Origin of the sequence: Dickeya chrysanthemi NCPPB 402, from assembly GCF_000406105.1 — a bacterium.
GTDB classification, from domain to species: domain Bacteria; phylum Pseudomonadota; class Gammaproteobacteria; order Enterobacterales; family Enterobacteriaceae; genus Dickeya; species Dickeya chrysanthemi.
Window position 1 is genome coordinate 2098245 of the sequence record NZ_CM001974.1, and the last position, 20073, is coordinate 2118317.

Consider the following 20073-nt stretch of genomic DNA (forward strand, 5'->3'; position numbering starts at 1 on the left):
CTAGGGAAAATCCGCCGCAGCGTCAACACACTTCTTTCATAAAAACGTGCGTTTAGCCAAACTTAGCGCAATCTGTTGCTTTACTCGCCAGTCCGTCTTGTCGGCTCGTAGTCCGGGTGTGCAACAAGACGGCGTATGTTTCACTTCTGTTAATTTGCGGTTGTGGTGCCGACTCCTCGGCTGTGCCGGTGCAGGATAAATGCTATGCTGGCTTATCAATGCCGAGTCAGGAGAAACCATGTATCCCGTCGATTTACACATGCACACCGTCGCCAGCACCCACGCCTACAGCACCTTACATGACTATGTGGCCGAAGCTAAAACTAAGCAGATCCGCCTGTTCGCCATTACCGATCATGGCCCGGATATGGCGGATGCGCCGCATCACTGGCATTTCATTAATATGCGTGTCTGGCCGCGGGTAGTGGACGGTATCGGTATTCTGCGAGGTATTGAGGCTAACATTAAGAATCTGGCGGGCGATATCGACTGCACCGGGCCGATGCTGGAAAGCATGGATCTGATTATCGCCGGTTTTCATGAGCCGGTGTTTCCCCCTTCAAATCGTGAAGCCCATACCGAAGCGATGATTGCCGCTATGGCACAAGGGGTGGTACATATCATCAGCCACCCCGGTAACCCGAAATTCCCTGTTGATATCCGTGCGGTGGCGCAAGCGGCGGCCAAATATAACGTGGCGCTGGAATTGAATAACTCCTCTTTCACCCATTCCCGCAAAGGCAGCGAGGTGAATTGCCGGGCGATAGCCGAAGCGGTGCGTGACGCCGGCGGTTATCTGGCTCTGGGGTCGGATTCGCATATCGCCTGGTCGTTGGGGGAATTTCCACATTGTGAGCGTATTATGCGGGACGTTGATTTTCCGCAGGATCGCGTGTTGAATGTCAGCCCGCGCCGGGTGCTGGATTTTCTGGAGCAGCGCGGTAAGCCGGTGATCCCGGAGTTTGCCGATCTGTGACGTTGTCACTTAATCGCGCCGTCATGTCTTTTTACAGGTTGATGAGATGAATGAATTTTCCGTGGTGTGCCGCATTCTCGGCACGCTGTTTAACCGCTCGCCGCAGGATCCGCTGTTGGCGCCGTTGTTTACCCTGATTGAGCAAGGCAAGCTGGCGCAGCAATGGCCGCTGGCGCAAGACGAGCTGATGGCGCGCTGGCAGCGCAACGTCGATTTACCGGCGATGAGTGCTGATTATGAGGCATTGTTCGGCGCAGAACCCTCGGTAGCGCCGTGGCGCTCCAGTTGGGAGCCGGACGCGCCGGAAGCTGAAATCCGCTCGTTTTTACAACAACGTGGTATGCCGTTGGGCGACGGGCCGGTGGATCACTTTGGTGCTTTGCTGCTGGCGGCGTCCTGGCTGGAAGATCAGGCACAGGAAGATGAAACGGCGGCGCAGTCGGCGTTTTTCGATAACTATTTATTGCCGTGGAGTGATCGTTTTCTGGGCAAGGTGGAAAGCCATGCTACCAGTGCATTTTATCGCACTCTGGCGATCATTTGCCGTGAAGCACTGGACGCGATGCGTGACGAACTGGCGGAAGCGGAAAACGGCGAGATGGATGATGAGACGCCTGAAGAGTGAAAAAGGGGTGGCGGATGCCACCCCTTTTTGTCTTAATCGATCAAGTCTTAATCGGTCAACATGATAACCAGTTGACCGGGTTTCACCTCGATGCCTTTGGCCAGTTTCTTCGCCAGCGCCTCTTTGTTGCTGTGCTCCGGGTTCAGCACATAAGCGGGCTTCTGGTCAAAATAGCTTTTCAACGACTGATTCAGGTAGGGCGTCAGCGTTTGCATCACTGTTTGTAATTTCTCCGGCTGAACGCTGTAATCCACCAACTCCATCTCTTTCAGGTAGATGGCGCCTTCATCCTTGTTGAACACCGGCTGGGCTTTAAGCGTTAGTTTCATGTCTGCCTGCTGTTTACCCAGCAGCGAGCTGATATCGACCTTGGCGGTACCGCTCAGCGTCACTTTGCCGGGTTCTGTGCGACCAATCTGGCTGGTCAGCTCGGTCAGCGTAATATGTGCATCCACCACGCCGGGAACGCCCAATTGCTTCTGGTAGTCATTATGTTGCTGCAAATACTGATTAATTTCTTGCTCGCTCAGGCTGTATTGCGCCAGTTGGTTACAACCGCTTATCAGCAATGTACCCAGCAGCGCCAGAGCGGCCAGTCCCGATTTTTTCATTGTTATAACCTCTTGTTTTCCGTAATAGACCTCGCTAGGCGAGGAATGCCGGCAGGGTGCGTTATTCCGCTCACATCGCCAATCGGAATACGCCTAAACGCCGCCGTCGGGCGGCGGCGACAAGGGGATTATTGTGCCTGTTCAAGCAGCAGGTCGACGTTGGCGTTTTGAGACAAGGTGTCGCAGTAAGCGGCGACACTCGCCGGGACATTGACGTCGGCAACGATGGTCAGCGAGCGCAGCAGGGCAAACAGGTTGATGTCATCCAGCGACAACGTACCGTTGCACGCCTGTGGCGGTACTATCAGCGGCGCCAGCGCTTGCAGGTCGCTTTCCAACTGGCTGATCAGCTCAGCGCTCTGGCTGAAATGAGTATCGAAGCTGCCGATTTGCCCCTCTTTCTTGTGAATGAAGTAGTTGCGGCCGGCGTCAGTGGTGAACTCGTCGAAATCCGCGCGGGAAAAACGGGGAATCAGCAGGCGCGGCGCGTATTCATACACGCCGCGAATCCAGGTGTCGATAGCCGGGTTGGTCGGGCCGGTCAGCACCGGTTTGCCGTCCAGCTCGTCAACGTATTTCACGATGTCCAGACTTTCCGGCATGTAGCTGCCGTCGTCTTTTTGCAGGATCGGTACCACTTTCTGGCCGACCATTGAAATCGGCGTGGTTTCATCATCGTTAGACAACACATGCAGTTCCACCGGCAACCGTTTAAGGCCGAAAATCATGCGTGCTTTCACGCAGAAAGGACAATGTTCATAGACAAACAATTTCATATGGGCACTCCCTGGTTGAGCGACGCCGGGATCAGACGCAGCCGTAATCATGATGTCGGGGAAATTATCCATTGTCAGCCGCTGTGCGTCCATGTGCAATGTACGTCGAAACAAATGTACGTCGAAACAAATGTACGTCGAAACAAATGTGCGCAGCAACGGTTGGAAATAGCAGGTAAAAATGGGGCGATGACGGCGCCCCGCAGATGATGTGGACTGAGTGTGATTGATAGCCTTGATCAATGCTCGTTCAGCATTGCCGGTTCGATCCGTTTCAGATGGAATTGCCAGTACAGGGCGGCCAGGGTCAGCATGCCGATAATGCCTAACATACCCCAGGGCAAGGCCGGTTGGCCGAGCGCCTTTCCGGTATCAAACAGCCAGCCGCCACCGCTGTAACCGAGCGCGCCGCCCAGTGCCAGCCCCATGCGGCTAAATCCCATATAGCTGCCGCGGGCACGGGCATCGGCCAGCGATGCGCCCAGCGTTTCCCGCGCCGGTTCGGCGATGATGGAACCAATGTAAAACAGCCCGATCAGACCCAACAACCATTGCAGGCTGGTGATCATGCCCATCGGGATCAGGCTCAGGGTCATGATGAACAGCCCGAACATCAGCCGCTGTTCCAGGCGGAAACGTTTTTCGCTCCAGCGTGCTATCGGGTAAAGCAGCGTCAGCGACAGCGCAGCTTCAATGGCGTACATCCATTTCACTGCAGACGGCGTGCCGGCCAGTTCATTCACCATGATAGGCATCATCAACAACACCTGAACGCCCAGCATGAAATAGCCGGTCAGCGTCAGCACATAAACGACGAAGCGATGGTCGCGCATCACCCGCATCATCCCTTCGCGGATGGGGGTGCGAATGGTGGAAATGCGATAGGCGGGCAGCAGCAGGGCGTTCAGCGCGGCCGCCAGCACGAATACCGCCGCGCCGGCCCAGCACACCACCGAAAAGTTATATTGCATCAACCAGCTACCGATCAGCGCGCCGATCACTGCGCCGGCGTTGTCCTGCATCATTAACAGCGAGAAGAAACGGCTGCGTTCGTGCGGCCGGGTCAGCTTGATAACCATCGCGTTACGCGGTGGTTCGAATAAGGTGCCGCCCAGTGCCGACAGTACGCAGGAGAGCATCAGCATCAGCGGTGTCGTAGCCAGCGCCATGAACACAAATCCAGACGCGCGCAGCAACATGCCAGTGACGATCATCGGTTTGGCGCCGAAACGGTCGGCGATGGCGCCGCCGAAAATGCCGAGCCCTTGTTGGGTGAATTGACGCAGGCCGAGTGCAATCCCGACGGTGAGCGCCGCCCAGCCCATCTGATCGACAAAGCGAATGGAGATCAACGGGAACACGACGAAGAAACCCAATACCACCAGCATGTTATCCAGCAGCAGAAAATATTTACCCAGACTGCGGGCCTGTGTCATTAATGACATGTTTCACCACGAGGAAAAAAGAAAGGAATGCAGCTTGTCTATTCTCTCGCCGATTGCGTCATCGTGATAGGGGATCCTGCTAATAAATTTTTTTATCGTTCAACTGTTATCTGTCGAACAGTTTAAGAAAAAAAGTCAGTGCGGCGTATCGATTGTTCAATAACTCGGCGGTCATGATTTTACGCTATGGAATTTATGTGGTTATAGTAAGCGCTATTGGCTTGTTATCCGGTTATGGCGTCCGCCGTATCGGCGTTGATCGCATTAATAAAATTTATTTATCGATAATTCGTCACCTGAGGGGGAAGGCATGTTTGGCTATCGCTCAACGACACCCAGAGTCCGTCTGATTACGGATCGGCTGGTGGTCCGTCTGGCGCACGAACGCGATGCCTGGCGTCTGGCTGAGTATTACGCGGAGAACCGTGATTTTTTAAAACCCTGGGAGCCGGTGCGCGATGCCAGCCACTGTTATCCTTCCGGTTGGCAGGCGCGGCTGAGCGTGATCTGCGATATGCACAAACAGGGGAGCGCGTACTATTTTTTGCTGCTGGACCCGGATGAAAACGAAGTGCGCGGCGTGGCTAACTTCAGTAATGTGCTGCGCGGTTCTTTTCATGCCTGTTATCTGGGGTATTCGCTGGGTGAAAAATGGCAGAGGCAGGGGATCATGTACGAAGCATTGCAGTCGGCATTGCGTTACATGCAGTGCCAGCAGCATATGCATCGCATTATGGCCAACTATATGCCGCATAATCATCGTAGCGGCAACCTGCTGGCCCGGCTGGGGTTTGAGAAAGAAGGTTACGCCAAAAATTATTTATTGATTGACGGCAAGTGGCAGGATCATGTGCTGACCGCTCTGACGAACAATGAATGGACGCCGATGCGCTGAATGCACGGATAAATCAGGAGAAGCCATGAAATACTCATTGACGCCCCAGGAAGCGCGGGTAATCGGATGCCTGCTGGAAAAGCAGGTCACGACCCCGGAGCAGTATCCGATGTCCCTGAATGGCCTGACCGCCGCCTGTAATCAGAAGACCAACCGCGAGCCGGTGATGGATCTGACCGAAAACGAGGTGCAACAAACGCTGGACTTGCTGGTGAAACGACATTTTCTGCGTACCGTCAGCGGTTTTGGCAATCGGGTAATGAAATATGAACACCGGTTTTGCAACTCTGAATTCGGCGACCTGAAATTCTCCACGGCCGAAGTGGCGCTGGTGACGACCTTGTTGCTGCGCGGTGCTCAGACGCCGGGCGAGTTGCGCACCCGTGCCGCTCGTCTGCACGAATTTGCCGATATGGAAGAGGTGGAGAACGTGTTGCAGCACCTGCAACAGCGTGAGGACGGGCCGTTTGTGGTGCGGCTGGCGCGCGAGCCGGGTAAACGCGAAAGCCGTTTTATGCATCTGTTTAGCGGCGAAGTGGCCGAGGCGGCGCCTTCTGTGTCGGGTGATGCGCCGCCGGATGACGGCCTGGCTGCCCGGGTGTCGGTACTGGAAAATGATGTTGCTGAATTACGGGCGCAACTGGCGGCGTTGCAGGCGCGTCTTGCCTGATGTGGTTCCGATATTTGTCCACAGTAGTACCGCCAGCCATTATGAGATGGTTAATACGCTGTTATTGGCGGGCAAACACGTTTATGTGGATAAACCGCTGGCGCAGGCAGAAGCGTTGGTGGTGCAGGTGATCGGCGATGGTTTCACATACGCCGCCGTTAAGCTCAGGTGATCAGGCGTTGTATGCGCAACGGGTGATCGAGATGCTATTGAGAGAATGCTGAAAAAAACAGCGGCCATCGGTTGCTCATGTGGCTATTGGCGGGGCAATCGACTAGGCTGTGTGCCGCGATAACCCGCGCAGTGAGCGATCGGCAGTGAGTGCCGCCGCTATGGCGTGAGGCGTTGCGGGCGGTGTGACCGTCCTGGGCATGGCGGTCGAACGGCTTTTCCCCGCCATCCATTTCTTTCCCATAGTCAGAACAACTGAATGAATCTACTGAAATCACTGGCAGCGGTCAGTTCCATGACCATGCTTTCTCGTGTGTTGGGATTTATGCGCGATGCGATCGTCGCTCGCGTGTTTGGCGCCGGTATGGCAACCGACGCTTTTTTTGTGGCGTTCAAGCTACCTAATTTGTTGCGGCGTACTTTTGCCGAAGGCGCGTTTTCTCAGGCGTTCGTTCCGATCCTGGCTGAGTACAAGAGTCAGCAAGGCGAGGCGGCGGCGCGCACTTTTATGGCCTATGTCGCCGGCATGTTGACGCTGATTCTGGCGCTGGTGACGGTAGCCGGGATGATTGCCGCCCCCTGGGTCATCATGGTGACCGCGCCGGGCTTTGCCTCGACGCCGGAGCGTTTTGAATTGACCTCTGCGCTGCTGCGGGTGACTTTTCCTTATATCCTGCTGATTTCGCTGACATCAATGGTTGGGTCGGTGCTCAATACCTGGAACCGATTTTCGGTTCCGGCGTTTGCGCCAACCTTATTAAACATCAGTATGATCGGTTTTGCGTTGCTGGGTGCCCGCTGGTTTGACCCGCCGGTGATGGCGCTAGGTTGGGCGGTGATAGTCGGCGGGGTGCTGCAACTGGGTTATCAACTGCCGTATTTGAAAAAAATCGGCATGTTGGTGTTGCCGCGCATCAAGTTTCGCGATCCCAGCGTCAGCCGGGTGATGAAGCTGATGGTGCCGGCGATTATTGGCGTATCGGTCAGCCAGATCTCTCTGATCATCAACACCATTTTTGCTTCGTTCCTCAGCCAGGGCGCTGTCTCGTGGATGTACTATGCCGATCGATTGATGGAGTTTCCCTCCGGCGTGCTGGGTGTGGCATTAGGGACGATTCTGCTGCCGTCGTTGTCGAAAAGCGTCGCCAGCGGCAACCACCAGGAGTATTCCCGGTTATTGGACTGGGGGTTGCGGCTATGCTTCGTGCTGGCATTGCCTGCGACGGTGGCGTTGGGACTGCTGGCGAAACCGCTGACGGTGGCGCTGTTCCAGTACGGTAAATTCAGCGCGTTTGACGCCATGATGACGCAGCGTGCGCTGGTCGCTTACTCCATCGGTTTGATGGGGTTAATCCTGGTGAAAGTATTGGTGCCGGGATTTTATGCACGGCAGGATATTAAAACGCCGGTAAAAATCGCCATGGCGACACTGGTGATGACCCAGTTGATGAACCTGATATTTATCGGTCCGTTGCAACATGCCGGGCTGTCGCTGTCGATTGGTCTGGCATCTTGCTTCAACGCCGGGTTGTTATTCTGGCAGTTGCGTCGCCAGCGTATCTTTGCCCCTCAACCGGGCTGGACGGTATTTTTGGTGAAACTGGTGACGGCCGTCGTGGTGATGTCTGCCGTGCTGATCACGCTGAATCTGTGGATGCCCCCCTGGGAGCAAGGCAATATGACGGAGCGGCTGTTGCGTTTGCTGATGGTAGTGGCGGCAGGTGTCGTCAGCTATTTTGCCTCGCTGGTCACACTGGGATTCCGTCCGGGAGATTTTTCCCGCCGTAGCGTCTGATTTTTTCCTGATTCCTCATTGGTTGATTTTTCTTTCATGGTTCGCGGTCGGCTTGCTTGGTAGGCCGCCTGCGGGCCTGCTTATTGAGACATCTTTAGTATCCCCCCTTTATTTCGTCGTTTCTTAAAAAAATAGCATATTGCTTGAATTTTACCATTTTGTTCAGTGTTTCTGATTGGTTACACACCGAATGATGGAAGTCAATCGCACAATATGGACCTGGATTTACGTGTTTTCCGGCCAATTGATGTTATTTATGTTGCTGTTTTATATGTTAATTTTATTAATGTGTTTGCGTATATTGCCGATAATAAATTATCGGTAAATACATTACTGATGCTTCAAATAAAAACACAATAACCTTTAGTAAACAAAGGAAAAAAAGATGACGATTTTCCAGAAGTTAGCCATAGCTATCGCGATTTTTGTACTGGCGCTCGGTGGGGTGGGCGGGTACGGCATCAAAGCACTGGGGGATTCGAAAGACAGGGTTGAATACGTTACCGGCAATACCTTACCCAGCCTGACGTTATTATCTAACTCGAATATCAATATGCGTGAAGTACGGGCATCGCTCTCGATGCTGTCGGAGATTGAGGATCAAGCGCAGCGCGTGAGTCAGTTAAAAACCATTCTGGGACAACTGGCGAACGTAGATAAATTCATGGCGGATTATAAGCAAAATTATATTTCCGACGATCGTGACGCACAGATGACCGATAACACCATTCAATTGTTGGCGTCTTACCGTCAGTCTATCGATAGCCTTTATCAAGGCGGCACTATTCAGAAAAGTACCGATGCAGCAGCAGAAAATACTAAAAAACAAACCGAGCAGGCATTGATAAAATTGTTGCAGGATCAGCGAGAATACAATTTGACGCTGGCCAGTAATCAGGAAAAGGCGAATAAAGAAAGCTACAACATCGCACTCTATACGCTGGTCAGCCTGATCGTTGTTTCCGTTGGGGTAGCTGGTACGCTGGCGTGGGTGATTCTGCTCTACGTTCGCCGTAGCCTGAATCACTTGCAACACACGTTGTTGACGATCAGCGACAATCTGGATCTGACGTTGCGGGCCGATGATAGCCATCATGATGAAATCGGTAAGACGGCGCAGGCGCTCAATAACCTGACCGAGCGTTTCGCCACGGTGCTGGCGGATGTGCGTATGGCCAGCGAAAGCGTGGCGACGGCGTCTAACGAGATTGCCGCGGCAAATATCGATCTGTCCGCGCGGACTGAAGAACAGGCCTCATCCCTGGCGCAAACCGCCGCCAGCATGCATGAGATTTCCTCCACGGTAGAAAGCAATGTCGATAACGCCCGGCAGGCCAATAGCCTTGGTCAGCAGGCGGCGGACGCCGTGACCCATGGTGATGATTCCGTCGAACGCATGATGCAGGCGATGAAAGCGATTGCTTCCGGTTCGGAGAAAGTGGCGGAGATTACTAATCTGATTGAAGGGATCGCTTTCCAGACTAATATTCTGGCGCTTAACGCAGCAGTGGAAGCCGCGCGTGCCGGTGAACATGGCCGTGGCTTTGCTGTGGTGGCGGGTGAGGTGCGTACGTTGTCGCAGCGCTCCTCTTCGGCCGCCAGAGAAATCAAAACGCTGATCGATAATGCCATAACCGCCGTAAGAAACGGCTCGCAACAAGCCGATGATGTACGCAATGCGATCAGCAACGTTAAAGCGCTGATCACCAATGCGTCGTCGCTGGTAGGCGAAATGTCGATGGCATCGGAGGAACAGAGCCGGGGTATCAGCCAGATCAACGTGGCGATCAACCAAATGGAAGCCGTCACGCAACAAAACGCGGCTATGGTGGAACAGGCATCGTCGGCGGCGGAGTCGCTCAATGATCAGGCGGCGAGGTTGCGCCAACTGGTAGAGATTTTCCGGTTGAAGGCTGGAGCAGGTCATCAACGACTGGATAATGCATCGACCAATACGCTGTCTTTGGGGATGAAATAACCGAGCGACAGAGAAGCCGACGCTGGTGAGGTGTGTTTTGGCGCAGGAGGCGAGCGGGCCGACAGTCTGAAACCTGACGTCGGCCCAGATAAGGCTTACATTTTCTCGACCGTCTGGATACCCAGCGTATCCAGGCCGGTTTTCAGCGTCTTGGCCGTCAGCAGCGCCAGTTTGAGGCGGCTTTGGCGTGTGCTTTCGCTGTCGGCGTTGAGGATGGGGCAGTTTTCGTAAAAACCGGAGAACAGCCCGGCCAGATCGTACAGGTAAGCACACATCACATGCGGCGTACCGTCACGGGCCACCGTCGTCACCGTTTCTTCGAACTGCAGCAGGCGGGTAGCCAGAGCTTGTTCATGCTCGGCAGTCAGGGCGATTGGCTGAGTCAGGCTGTTTTCTTCCACACCGGCGCGTTTAAAGATAGACGACACGCGAGTGTAAGCGTACTGCATATACGGCGCGGTATTGCCTTCGAACGCCAGCATATTGTCCCAGTCGAATATGTAATCGGTAGTGCGGTTTTTCGACAGGTCGGCGTATTTGACGGCGCCAATGGATACCACCTGCGCCAGTTGTTCCAGTTCGGTGCGATCCATCTCCGGATTTTTGCCTGCAATCAGCGCCAGCGCCCGTTCGTAGGCTTCATCCAGCAGCTCAGACAGCTTGATGGTGCCGCCGGCGCGGGTTTTAAACGGTTTACCGTCTTTACCCAGCATCATGCCGAACATGTGATGTTCCAGACTGACGGACTCCGGCACGTAACCGGCTTTACGTACGATGCTCCAGGCTTGCATCAGGTGTTGATGCTGGCGGGAGTCGATATAGTACAGCACGCGGTCGGCACCCAGTTTTTCATAACGGTACTTGGCGCAGGCGATGTCGGTGGTGGTGTAGAGGTAGCCGCCATCCTTTTTCTGGACGATGACGCCCATCGCTTCGCCTTCTTTGTTTTTGTACTCGTCGAGATAGACCACGATGGCGCCTTCGCTTTCCTCTGCCAGCCCTTTGGCTTTCAGGTCCGCGACGATTTCAGGCAGCATCTCGTTATAAAGGCTTTCACCCATGACGTCGTTTGGCGTCAACGAGACGTTCAGACGGTCGTAACTACGCTGGTTTTGGACCATGGTGATGTCTACCAGCTTACGCCACATTGAGCGGCAGTACTCATCGCCGCTTTGTAGCTTCACCACATAGCCGCGGGCGCGTTCCGCGAAGGCGGCATCCTCGTCATACTGTTTTTTCGCTTCGCGGTAGAAGGCTTCCAGGTCGGCCAATTCCAGATCGCTGGCGCTGCCGTTTTGCACGTCTTCCAGATGGGCAATCAGCATACCGAACTGGGTACCCCAGTCACCGACATGGTTGGCGCGGATAACGCGATGACCGAGAAACTCCAGCGTACGCACCGCTGCATCACCGATGATGGTGGAGCGCAGATTACCGACGTGCATCTCTTTGGCGACGTTAGGTGCGGAATAGTCAACGACGATGGTTTGCGGCTCGACGGGCAAAACCCCCAGATTCGGGGCGGCCAGCACATGCTCCAGTTGAGCGGACAACCACTGAGGGTCGAGAAAGATATTGATGAAACCGGGACCGGCAATTTCCGTCTTGGCTGCAATGCCATCCAGTTGCAGCGTTTGAACCACTTTTTCGGCCAACTGGCGCGGCGGCATGCCGAGTTTCTTGGCGACTGCCATGATGCCGTTTGCCTGATAATCACCAAATTGCGCTTTTGCTGACTGGCGAACCATTGCTTCGCTGTCAGCGGGCGCGCCCGCCGCAATCATTGCCTGATGGACTTTTTCTGAAAGAAGAGCCTGAATATTCACCGGTTTACCCTAAATGACGAATCAAGCCTTTCCTTATACCATATTTGGGGGGGAGAGTCAGCAGAGCGGTTATAACAAGCGCCCCGTGCGGGGCGGCAGTAAAAATAAAATAATGCGCCGGACAATGCAGCAAAACCGGTGCTGTCATTATCGATAATAAAATTAAGGTGAAAGACCTGGCTTGCCGGCAAGCCTAAATAAAGGCGGGGAGGTATATAAAAAAAACTTAGCGTCGTCTGTGGCGGCGATCCGTGCTCAATCGTGTGCTCTGTATCGTTTTGAAATGACGGAACAGTGAATAGCCGGCAATGACAACTAGCATAGAGAACGTTATTAGTAACATGGTGAATGCCCTTTGGTCATTTAATGGAGATTGGGGAGTTTCGAAGTTATCGTTTTTTTGTTTATTTCTCAATGTTACAGAGGATATTTAAGAATACTCTCATCAGTTTTTTAAAATCATTTAAAATCAATAAATTGTAATTTTTATTATATTTCTGTCATTTTGTTAACGATATCCGATGTTATTATTATTTGATTGGAATGAAGTTTGTCTGTCATCGCGAATGGTTGTATGAAAAGACAAGAAAGTAAGGCTAATGTCAGCATGGTATGATACAAAAACTGCAAAAAGATGGAGGTTATTTCTGTCTATGTTAAATTAGGCTGAATAAACTATTATTCAGGTTAATGAGAAAATAATGACCGCTTTGTTACCGTCGACGCTTCCCTCCGCCTTAATGAATGATCTTTCCCGTTTTACGGCTGAACTTCAGCAATTCGCACAGCAGCTCGAACTTGACTTGACCGCGTTTGAGGCCGACCACATCTCTTTACGCTGTCATCAAAACAGCACGGCGGAACAATGGTACTCTGCGTTGCTAGAGTGCGGTTCGCTGTTGTCGGAAAACCTTATCAATGGCCGGAAAATTTGTCTGTTTACGCTACACCAGCCGTTGGTCGTCGGCCCCTGGCGGATTGATTGCATAGAACTTCCATGGCCTGGTAGCCGATATTACCCGCATGAAGGATGGGAACATGTGGAATTGGTATTGCCCGGTGATCCGGCGACATTACATCCTCGCGCGCTGGCCTGCTTGTCGGACGTAGCCCTGACCACGCCCGGCATTAAGCTGAAATTCAGTCATCCTCAGGGAAAGGGTGAGCGCCTGCCTAATCCGACATTAGCGGTAACGAATGGCCGCATCACCCTGAAATTTCATCCCTATCGCATACAAGCGATCGTCGCCAGCGAACAGTCGGCCGCTCAGTAAGTTAACGCATGGTCATGTAAATTGTGTGGCGTGTCATATTCCACGCGCAAATCCTGTCGCCAGTGTGACACGCCTCTCTTCCCCACCGTCAGGGGGATGCCAGTATTAGGCCCTGTATCACGGCGTTATGCTGTCATGAACGGATGAATGTTTCGGAAATACGGTGTTTTTCCGGTTTCGTTATTTTTTTGCAAAGGAGGGGGTATGCCGATGTTGGAGGTCTGCTGCTACAGCCTGGACTGCGCGCTGACGGCACAACAGGCGGGGGCGGACCGGATTGAACTGTGTGCCGCACAACGCGAGGGTGGGTTAACGCCGGGGTACGGTGTGTTGCGCCGCGCCGGGGATATGATCTCAATTCCGGTACACCCGATGGTAAGGCCGCGCGGGGGGGATTTTTGCTACAACCAGCAAGAATTTGCCGCGATGTTGTATGACATTGATCAGATTAAGGCGATGGGGTTTCCTGGGCTGGTGGTAGGGGTTCTGGATGAGGAGGGACATATCGATATCGCCCGTATGCGGCAGATTATGGCGCGATGCGAGGGATTGGCGGTAACATTCCATCGCGCATTTGATATGTGCCTGAATCCACGGTTGGCGCTGCATCAACTGGCGGATTTGGGGGTCGCGCGTATCCTCACGTCCGGCCAACAGCAAAGCGCCGAAAATGGATTAACGCTGTTACGGGAACTTAATGAGGCCGATTGTGGTCCAATCATTATGGCCGGTGCGGGGGTGCGCTTGACCAACTTGCACAAATTCCGCGCCTGCGGCATTCAGGAATTGCATACATCGGCGGGCCAGTGGCTGCCATCGCCGATGCGTTATCGTAAATTGGGTGTCACGCTCTGCTCTGAAACCGAAATGGACGAGTTCCAGCATTACTGTGTTGATGGCGATGTCGTAGCGGCTATGAAAAATGCCCTGAGCCCGGAAACGGTTCCCTCTGCGACATCCGCTTTCTAGACTGTGCCCATAAGAAGATTGGCGCTGTCTGGTATTCTTCCGATGCCCTTTGCCGCGCAGCATTCCCTTTTCGGTTTGCTTGCGAGTACCAGGCCCCGGCGACCTTGCCGGGGCTTTTTTTCTCTTTTTTCTTTTTCGTCTTTTCGTCGCCACTCTCGCGGATATTTTCCGTCGTGCATCGCTCTGCGGCCGCTTACCTGATCAACCTCGATGATAAAATCACGGTTGTGGGGATTTTTCATCATTTGAACGTGATCTGCCGCCAAAAATGCGCTGAATTGTTATACGCTTATCTTTTATCGCCTTAAGCCGGTGATATGCTGCTTATTATCCCAACAGTCAACAAAAAGGAATCCTGTCATGCGTGGAATCGTTGTTCATCATGAGCATCGCATAGGTTGCATCGTTATCCGCGATCCTGAAGAAAGGTTCATCGTTGCTAAATTGCTGGATATTTATGAGGTGGAAAGAGGGGATGCGATAACGGGTGATTTTCATACCGTCGGCAAGACGACGCTTTTTAATGAGGTCAGCAATCAGGATATTGATGTCGAGATCCTGAGTACCGACATGACCGAAGACGCTGCTATTGAGCTGATCGTCAAGAATCGCAATTAATGTCGTGAGCATCATGGGCGGCGGGGCATGTTAGCGAGATTGCCACCATACCGTGCCGCCCTGGCTCCGGATGTCGTGTTTTTCCCTAGGGTTTTCGCGCGACCAGCACAGCGCGCAAAGGCGCCGGATAGCCTTCGACGGTCTTACTATGATCGTTCGGGTCAAGAAAATCCGCCAGCGAAGCCGTGGTCATCCAGTCGGTGCGGCGTTGTTCTTCCAGTGTCGTCACACATTGGTCTACGATGCGAATATCAACAAAACCACATTTTTCCAGCCAGCGAGCCAGTGCGGCGGCGGAAGGCAGGAAATAGACGTTGCGCATCTGGGCGTAGCGTTCTCCCGGCAGCAAGACGTTGTACTCGTCGCCTTCCACCACCAGTGTTTCCAGTACCAGCTCTCCGCCAGCCACCAACTGATTCTTTAGCTGCCATAAATGGTCGAGCGGCGAGCGGCGGTGATAGAGCACGCCCATTGAAAAGACGGTATCAAATGCCGCCAGTGCCGGTAGCTGCTCGATGCCCAGCGGTAACAAGTGGGCGCGCTGATCATCGCCTAATAGCTTACGTACCGATTCAAACTGACACAGGAACAATTGCATCGGATCAATACCCACAGCGAGCTGGGCACCGGCGCCGATCATTCGCCACAGGTGGTAACCGCTGCCGCAACCCACATCCAGAATCAGTTTGTCCTGCAATGGGCTGATGTGCGGTAAGACGCGTTCCCACTTCCAGTCAGAGCGCCATTCCGTGTCGATATTGACGCCGTAGAGCGAGAACGGACCTTTACGCCAGGGCATCAGGTTGCGTAACAAGCGTTCAATCCCGGCTTGCTGGCCAATCGACAACGGTGTATTCAGGCGCGCCGTTACACTGTGAGTAAGATCGAGCTGGTCGGGGGTTAAGGCCGGCAGGTGAGATACGGTATTCAGCCAATGCTTGAATTCACCGTGTAATGAGTCCTGTTGCCACTGGCTGATTTGGGCCGGTAGCGTATTGAGCCAATGGCTGAGCGGCCCTTTGGCGATCAACTGATAGAAATTGCCGAAATCGATCATGGATGCGGCTCCGCTTTCAGCGCCAGCAGGGAACCAAAGTTAAAGCACTGGAACCACATTTCACTGTGACTAAAGCCGGCCTCGCGCAACCGGGCTTTGTGTGTTTCGACCGAGTCGGTGAGCATGACGTTTTCCAGCATGCTGCGTTTCTGGCTGATTTCCAGCTCGCTGTAGCCGTTAGCGCGTTTAAAGTCCAGATGCATGTTGAACAGCAATTCGCCGATCGACGCATCATCAAAACTGAATTTTTCCGACAATACCAGCGCCCCGCCGGGGCGCAGCCCTTGCCAGATACGTTGTAGCAGCGCCAGACGATGTGCCGGCGGGACAAACTGCAGCGTGAAATTCAGCACCACCAGCGATGCGTTTTCAATGTCGATATCCAGAATATCGGCTTCACGCACTTCAACCGGCGTTTCCGCGCGAAAAGCTTCAATATGGCGGCGGCAACGAGCCACCATCGCAGGTGAATTATCGACGGCAATGATACGGCAGCCGGGCACACGAATATTACGGCGCATCGATAGGGTCGCGGCGCCCAGAGAACACCCCAGATCGTAAACCTGGGTATCGGCCTGAACAAAGCGCTCCGCCAGCATGCCGATCATAGCGATAATATTCGAATAGCCGGGAACCGAGCGCTGGATCATGTCTGGAAACACTTCAGCCACGCGTTCATCAAACGTCCAGTCACCCAGGTTGGCAATGGGAGCGGAGAAAAGCATATCGCGGTTTGACATAGCAGGAAAAATACATACAGGGAAGAACAAAGGTGCATTCTAACAGAAAGAGGGGGCGAAATGGTGCAAAGATGTATGATGAAGAAGGGGGTAAGGCGAAGGCCTGGGTTAGCCTGAGGTATTGAGCCTTACCGTAAACAGCGAGATGAGGTTACCGTACGGTCAGTACCAAATCCCAGGGCAGATAGTAGAGATTGAACAGGATCATCAGCAACAGCGAGAGATAGGTTGCCATCATGCCCGAACGCCGCCAGTTCAATTCGCGATGCCGCAGGCCATAGTAATGACACAAACGACCGAGTAATAGCATGGTGCCACACAGATGGATCATCGCATTCATCGCGCCGTTCATCTCCATCAGCACCAGCAGAAGACCACCGATAGGGATGTACTCTACGGCATTGCCATGAACGCGAATAGCGGTCTGCAACTCGTAAAAACCGCCGTCGCCGTAGGCCACCCGGTATTGCATCCGCAGTTTCATCACATCAACCGACAATTTCACTAACAACAATGCGCTGAGCACTACATAAAGCGCGCTTACCATTTTTTACTCCATTGCCCGACCAGAAACGGCAACCGCTATCATAGCTTGTCTGTCACCGGCATAACATGAAGATATTGTAGGTAAAATTGACAGATAGCCAATACCGTTGATAAGAAATTGTGATAATGGCGACAACGATTGCGTCTGCCTTCATGGTTGTGAAACAGCGTTAAAACAGCGAGGTTTGTTGCGGCCAGTCGGGGCTGGGCGGCATGTCGGCGATAACGGCGCTCAGGTGTGGCCACAAGCGTTGTGCCAGTTCAGGCGCGCTGGTCGTTCCGGCGGTATGGATGAACAGGTACGGCGAATGCGATTGCCATTGCGCTAGTTTGGCGACCCACGGCATGAACCAGTGCAGATTATCGTCCGGGTCTTCATTGCCGATAAACCGGACCAGTGGCGCGTCGGCGGTGCGCACCACATGCAGCGGGATTTTAGGTTTTTTACGCTGCGCATCCCGCAACACGTCGCTCACCGGTGCGGCATGATGCACCGGTCGGCTATCCATAATCACCCGATTCAGGCCGCGTTGATGTAATCCTTGATTGAGTCGCCGCTCTTCATCACCTTTGGCGAAAAACAACGGATGTCGCACTTCGACTCCGTAACAAAAGCCCGCCGGTAACGTATCCAGAAATTGCCACAGCGTCTCTTCCTGATCCGGCCCGAACGCAGACGGCAACTGTAACCACAATTGGCCTAACCGATGGTGGACCGGTTCCAGACAGCGGAAAAATTCCGCTACTTGCTGCTGGCAATGACGCAACCCGGCCTGATGACTGATGGCGGAGGGGAATTTGAAACAGAAACGGAAATCGTCATGGGTCATATCGCGCCAGCGCAACACCGATTCCGCCGATGGCAACGCATAAAAGGTGGTATTTCCCTCCACGCAGTTGAAGTAGCGGGCATAATCCGCCAGATCGCGCAGACCCAGCCGGACCCAACCCGGATGCTGCCACTGCGGTAAACCGATATACATAAGCCTTTGTCCCGATAGCTTTCTTTGCGAGTTAACGCCCTTGATGGTCAGTCATCATAACGACTGATGTAACAAGGTTTTAGCATAATCCCCCGCAATTGTGTAACTCGCAGGCAAAAGCGCGGCAAAAAGCAAAAAAGAGTATGCGGGGCGGCCCGCAGACCGCTACCATCAGACTTATCGTTATGGGGAAATTCCTTTATAATGCTCCCCTTTTTTCATTGGACTGTAATCCAGAAAAACCATGCCGACCGGTTCACCGATTCTGTATCGTCGCCAACTGGCGAGTGGAACAGAGCACCGGCGGCGGTGTAAAAGGACATCGTAATGCGTACTGAATATTGCGGGCTGTTGAATTCGTCCCATGTGGGCCAGGAAGTGACGTTGTGCGGTTGGGTCAATCGCCGCCGCGATCTGGGTGGGTTGATTTTTATTGATATGCGTGACCGCGAAGGTCTGGTGCAGGTGTTCTTCGACCCGGATCGTCAGGATGCGTTCAAACTGGCTTCTGAACTGCGCAACGAATTCTGCATTCAACTGACCGGCGTGGTGCGCGCGCGCCCGGACAATCAAATTAATAAAGAGATGGCGACCGGTGAGGTGGAAGTGCTGGCGACGGCGCTGACTATCATCAACCGTGCTGAACCGCTGCCGCTGGACTCCAATCAAAACAATACCGAAGAAGCGCGCCTGAAGTACCGCTATCTTGATTTGCGTCGGCCGGAGATGGCTCGGCGCCTGAAAACCCGCGCCCGGATTACCAGCTTTGTACGCCGTTTCATGGACAGCCACGGCTTCCTCGATATCGAAACGCCAATGCTGACCAAAGCTACGCCGGAAGGCGCTCGCGATTACCTGGTGCCGAGCCGTGTGCATAAAGGTAAATTCTACGCATTGCCGCAATCGCCGCAATTGTTTAAACAGTTGCTGATGATGTCCGGGTTCGATCGCTACTATCAGATAGTCAAATGCTTCCGCGATGAAGACCTGCGCGCCGACCGTCAGCCGGAGTTTACCCAGATCGATGTGGAAACCTCTTTCATGACCGCGCCGCAGGTGCGGGAAGTGATGGAAAAACTGGTGCGCGAACTGTGGCTGGAGGTGCAGGGTGTGGATCTGGGCGACTTCCCGATCATGACGTTCGCTGAAGCCATGCGCCGTTTCGGTTCCGACAAACCAGATCTGCGTAACCCGCTGGAACTGGTAGACGTGGCCGACCTGCTTAAAGACGTGGATTTTAAGGTGTTTTCCGGTCCGGCCAACGATCCGAAAGGTCGTGTAGCGGCGATTCGCGTGCCGGGCGGCGCGCAACTCAGCCGCAAACAGATCGACGAATACGCCAAATTCATTGAGATCTACGGCGCCAAAGGGCTGGCTTATATCAAGGTTAACGAGAAAGCTAACGGGCTTGAGGGCATTCAGAGCCCGGTCGCCAAGTTCCTGAATGACGGCATTCTGGCTGACTTGCTGGCACGTACCGCTGCCGATGATGGCGATATTCTGTTCTTCGGCGCCGACAGCGCTAAAGTCGTTACGGATGCGTTGGGTGCGCTGCGCCTGAAATTAGGCCGCGACTTGAAAATCACCAATGAAAATAGCTGGCAGCCGCTGTGGGTCATCGACTTCCCGATGTTTGAAGAGGATGGCGAAGGCGGACTGGCCGCGATGCATCACCCGTTCACCGCACCGCGCGATATGTCGCCGACGGAGCTGGCGGCCAACCCGACAGCCGCTATCGCCAACGCTTACGACATGGTGCTGAATGGCTATGAAGTTGGTGGGGGCTCGGTGCGTATCCATAATGGTGAAATGCAGCAGACGGTATTCCGCATTCTCGGCATTGATGAACAGCAGCAGCGCGAAAAATTCGGCTTCCTGCTGGATGCCCTGAAATTCGGCACGCCGCCACATGCCGGTCTGGCCTTCGGCCTTGATCGTCTGGTGATGTTGCTGACTGGTACCGACAATATTCGCGACGTCATCGCCTTCCCGAAAACGACGGCGGCGGCCTGCCTGATGACTGAAGCGCCGAGCTTCGCCAATCCGTCGGCGCTGGAAGAATTGTCCATCGCGGTGGTAGGTAAAGGCAAAGCCGCTCAGGATGCAGAGAATCAGTAA

At 53.7% G+C, this 20073-nt stretch carries 19 protein-coding genes and 1 pseudogene; 11 read left to right on the forward strand and 9 right to left on the reverse strand.

Annotation, left to right across the window (positions count from 1 at the left end; all coding sequences use genetic code 11):
• The first annotated feature begins 238 nt into the window (after positions 1-238).
• Entirely contained in the window at positions 239-976 is a 738-nt protein-coding gene (locus tag DCH402_RS09400) for a phosphatase (RefSeq protein ID WP_040000851.1), read from the forward strand.
• A 46-nt stretch (positions 977-1022) separates the two neighbouring features.
• Positions 1023-1601 carry a TorD/DmsD family molecular chaperone gene (locus DCH402_RS09405; protein WP_040000852.1) on the forward strand — a complete coding sequence of 193 codons (579 nt, stop codon included), beginning with the start codon at positions 1023-1025 and terminating at the stop codon, positions 1599-1601.
• Positions 1602-1648: 47 nt separating this feature from the next.
• On the opposite strand, the gene DCH402_RS09410 is transcribed toward DCH402_RS09405, so the two are convergent.
• The 3 genes from DCH402_RS09410 to mdtH form a co-directional block, all read right to left on the reverse strand.
• Complete coding sequence (locus DCH402_RS09410; RefSeq protein WP_040000853.1) at positions 1649-2212, reverse strand: lipoprotein; 564 nt, start codon at positions 2210-2212, stop codon at positions 1649-1651.
• Positions 2213-2340: 128 nt separating this feature from the next.
• Complete coding sequence (grxB, locus tag DCH402_RS09415) at positions 2341-2988, reverse strand: glutaredoxin 2 (protein WP_040000854.1); 648 nt, start codon at positions 2986-2988, stop codon at positions 2341-2343.
• Positions 2989-3227: 239 nt separating this feature from the next.
• A complete protein-coding gene (mdtH, locus tag DCH402_RS09420) occupies positions 3228-4433 on the reverse strand; it encodes a multidrug efflux MFS transporter MdtH (RefSeq protein ID WP_040000855.1) in 1206 nt (401 codons plus the stop codon).
• A gap of 310 nt (positions 4434-4743) precedes the next feature.
• Between mdtH and rimJ the strand changes: the two genes are divergently transcribed.
• The 5 genes and pseudogenes from rimJ (at position 4744) to DCH402_RS09440 (ending at position 9942) form a co-directional block, all read left to right on the forward strand.
• A complete protein-coding gene (gene rimJ / locus DCH402_RS09425; RefSeq protein WP_040000856.1) occupies positions 4744-5328 on the forward strand; it encodes a ribosomal protein S5-alanine N-acetyltransferase in 585 nt (194 codons plus the stop codon).
• Between the two features lie 25 nt (positions 5329-5353).
• The gene (locus DCH402_RS09430) at positions 5354-5998 is read left to right on the forward strand and encodes a YceH family protein (protein ID WP_040000857.1); all 645 of its coding nucleotides are present in this window, start codon (positions 5354-5356) and stop codon (positions 5996-5998) included.
• A gap of 10 nt (positions 5999-6008) precedes the next feature.
• A pseudogene (locus DCH402_RS21950) lies at positions 6009-6119 on the forward strand (Gfo/Idh/MocA family oxidoreductase); the annotation flags it as partial.
• 309 nt (positions 6120-6428) lie between these two features.
• Positions 6429-7964, forward strand: coding sequence for a murein biosynthesis integral membrane protein MurJ (gene murJ / locus DCH402_RS09435; RefSeq protein WP_040000858.1), 1536 nt, complete (start codon positions 6429-6431; stop codon positions 7962-7964).
• Positions 7965-8349: 385 nt separating this feature from the next.
• Entirely contained in the window at positions 8350-9942 is a 1593-nt protein-coding gene (locus tag DCH402_RS09440) for a methyl-accepting chemotaxis protein (RefSeq protein ID WP_040000859.1), read from the forward strand.
• Positions 9943-10037: 95 nt separating this feature from the next.
• Here the strand turns inward: DCH402_RS09440 and argS are convergent, their stop codons facing one another.
• On the reverse strand, positions 10038-11768 hold the full coding sequence (argS, locus tag DCH402_RS09445) for an arginine--tRNA ligase (protein WP_040000860.1): 1731 nt from the start codon (positions 11766-11768) through the stop codon (positions 10038-10040).
• Positions 11769-12469: 701 nt separating this feature from the next.
• Between argS and DCH402_RS09450 the strand changes: the two genes are divergently transcribed.
• Together DCH402_RS09450 and cutC are read left to right on the forward strand one after the other, a co-directional pair.
• Positions 12470-13042, forward strand: a complete 573-nt coding sequence (locus DCH402_RS09450) for a VOC family protein (RefSeq protein WP_040000861.1) — start codon at positions 12470-12472, stop codon at positions 13040-13042.
• A 204-nt stretch (positions 13043-13246) separates the two neighbouring features.
• Positions 13247-14011 carry a copper homeostasis protein CutC gene (cutC, locus tag DCH402_RS09455; protein WP_040000862.1) on the forward strand — a complete coding sequence of 255 codons (765 nt, stop codon included), beginning with the start codon at positions 13247-13249 and terminating at the stop codon, positions 14009-14011.
• Here the strand turns inward: cutC and DCH402_RS09460 are convergent.
• Positions 14008-14256, reverse strand: a complete 249-nt coding sequence (locus DCH402_RS09460; RefSeq protein WP_040000863.1) for a hypothetical protein — start codon at positions 14254-14256, stop codon at positions 14008-14010. The genes cutC and DCH402_RS09460 overlap by 4 nt on opposite strands.
• A gap of 115 nt (positions 14257-14371) precedes the next feature.
• Between DCH402_RS09460 and DCH402_RS09465 the strand changes: the two genes are divergently transcribed.
• On the forward strand, positions 14372-14629 hold the full coding sequence (locus DCH402_RS09465; protein ID WP_012769974.1) for a hypothetical protein: 258 nt from the start codon (positions 14372-14374) through the stop codon (positions 14627-14629).
• A gap of 85 nt (positions 14630-14714) precedes the next feature.
• Here the strand turns inward: DCH402_RS09465 and cmoB are convergent, their stop codons facing one another.
• From cmoB to DCH402_RS09485, 4 genes are all read right to left on the reverse strand, one after another.
• Positions 14715-15686: a tRNA 5-methoxyuridine(34)/uridine 5-oxyacetic acid(34) synthase CmoB gene (cmoB, locus tag DCH402_RS09470; RefSeq protein WP_040000864.1), complete on the reverse strand. Its 972-nt coding sequence runs from the start codon at positions 15684-15686 to the stop codon at positions 14715-14717.
• A complete protein-coding gene (gene cmoA, locus DCH402_RS09475; protein WP_040000865.1) occupies positions 15683-16426 on the reverse strand; it encodes a carboxy-S-adenosyl-L-methionine synthase CmoA in 744 nt (247 codons plus the stop codon). Before cmoA ends, cmoB begins: the two co-directional genes overlap by 4 nt.
• A gap of 151 nt (positions 16427-16577) precedes the next feature.
• On the reverse strand, positions 16578-16973 hold the full coding sequence (locus DCH402_RS09480; RefSeq protein WP_012769971.1) for an MAPEG family protein: 396 nt from the start codon (positions 16971-16973) through the stop codon (positions 16578-16580).
• Between the two features lie 169 nt (positions 16974-17142).
• Positions 17143-17955, reverse strand: a complete 813-nt coding sequence (locus tag DCH402_RS09485; protein ID WP_040000866.1) for a DUF72 domain-containing protein — start codon at positions 17953-17955, stop codon at positions 17143-17145.
• 327 nt (positions 17956-18282) lie between these two features.
• On the opposite strand from DCH402_RS09485, the gene aspS reads away from it, so the two are divergent.
• On the forward strand, positions 18283-20073 hold the full coding sequence (gene aspS / locus DCH402_RS09490; protein WP_040000867.1) for an aspartate--tRNA ligase: 1791 nt from the start codon (positions 18283-18285) through the stop codon (positions 20071-20073).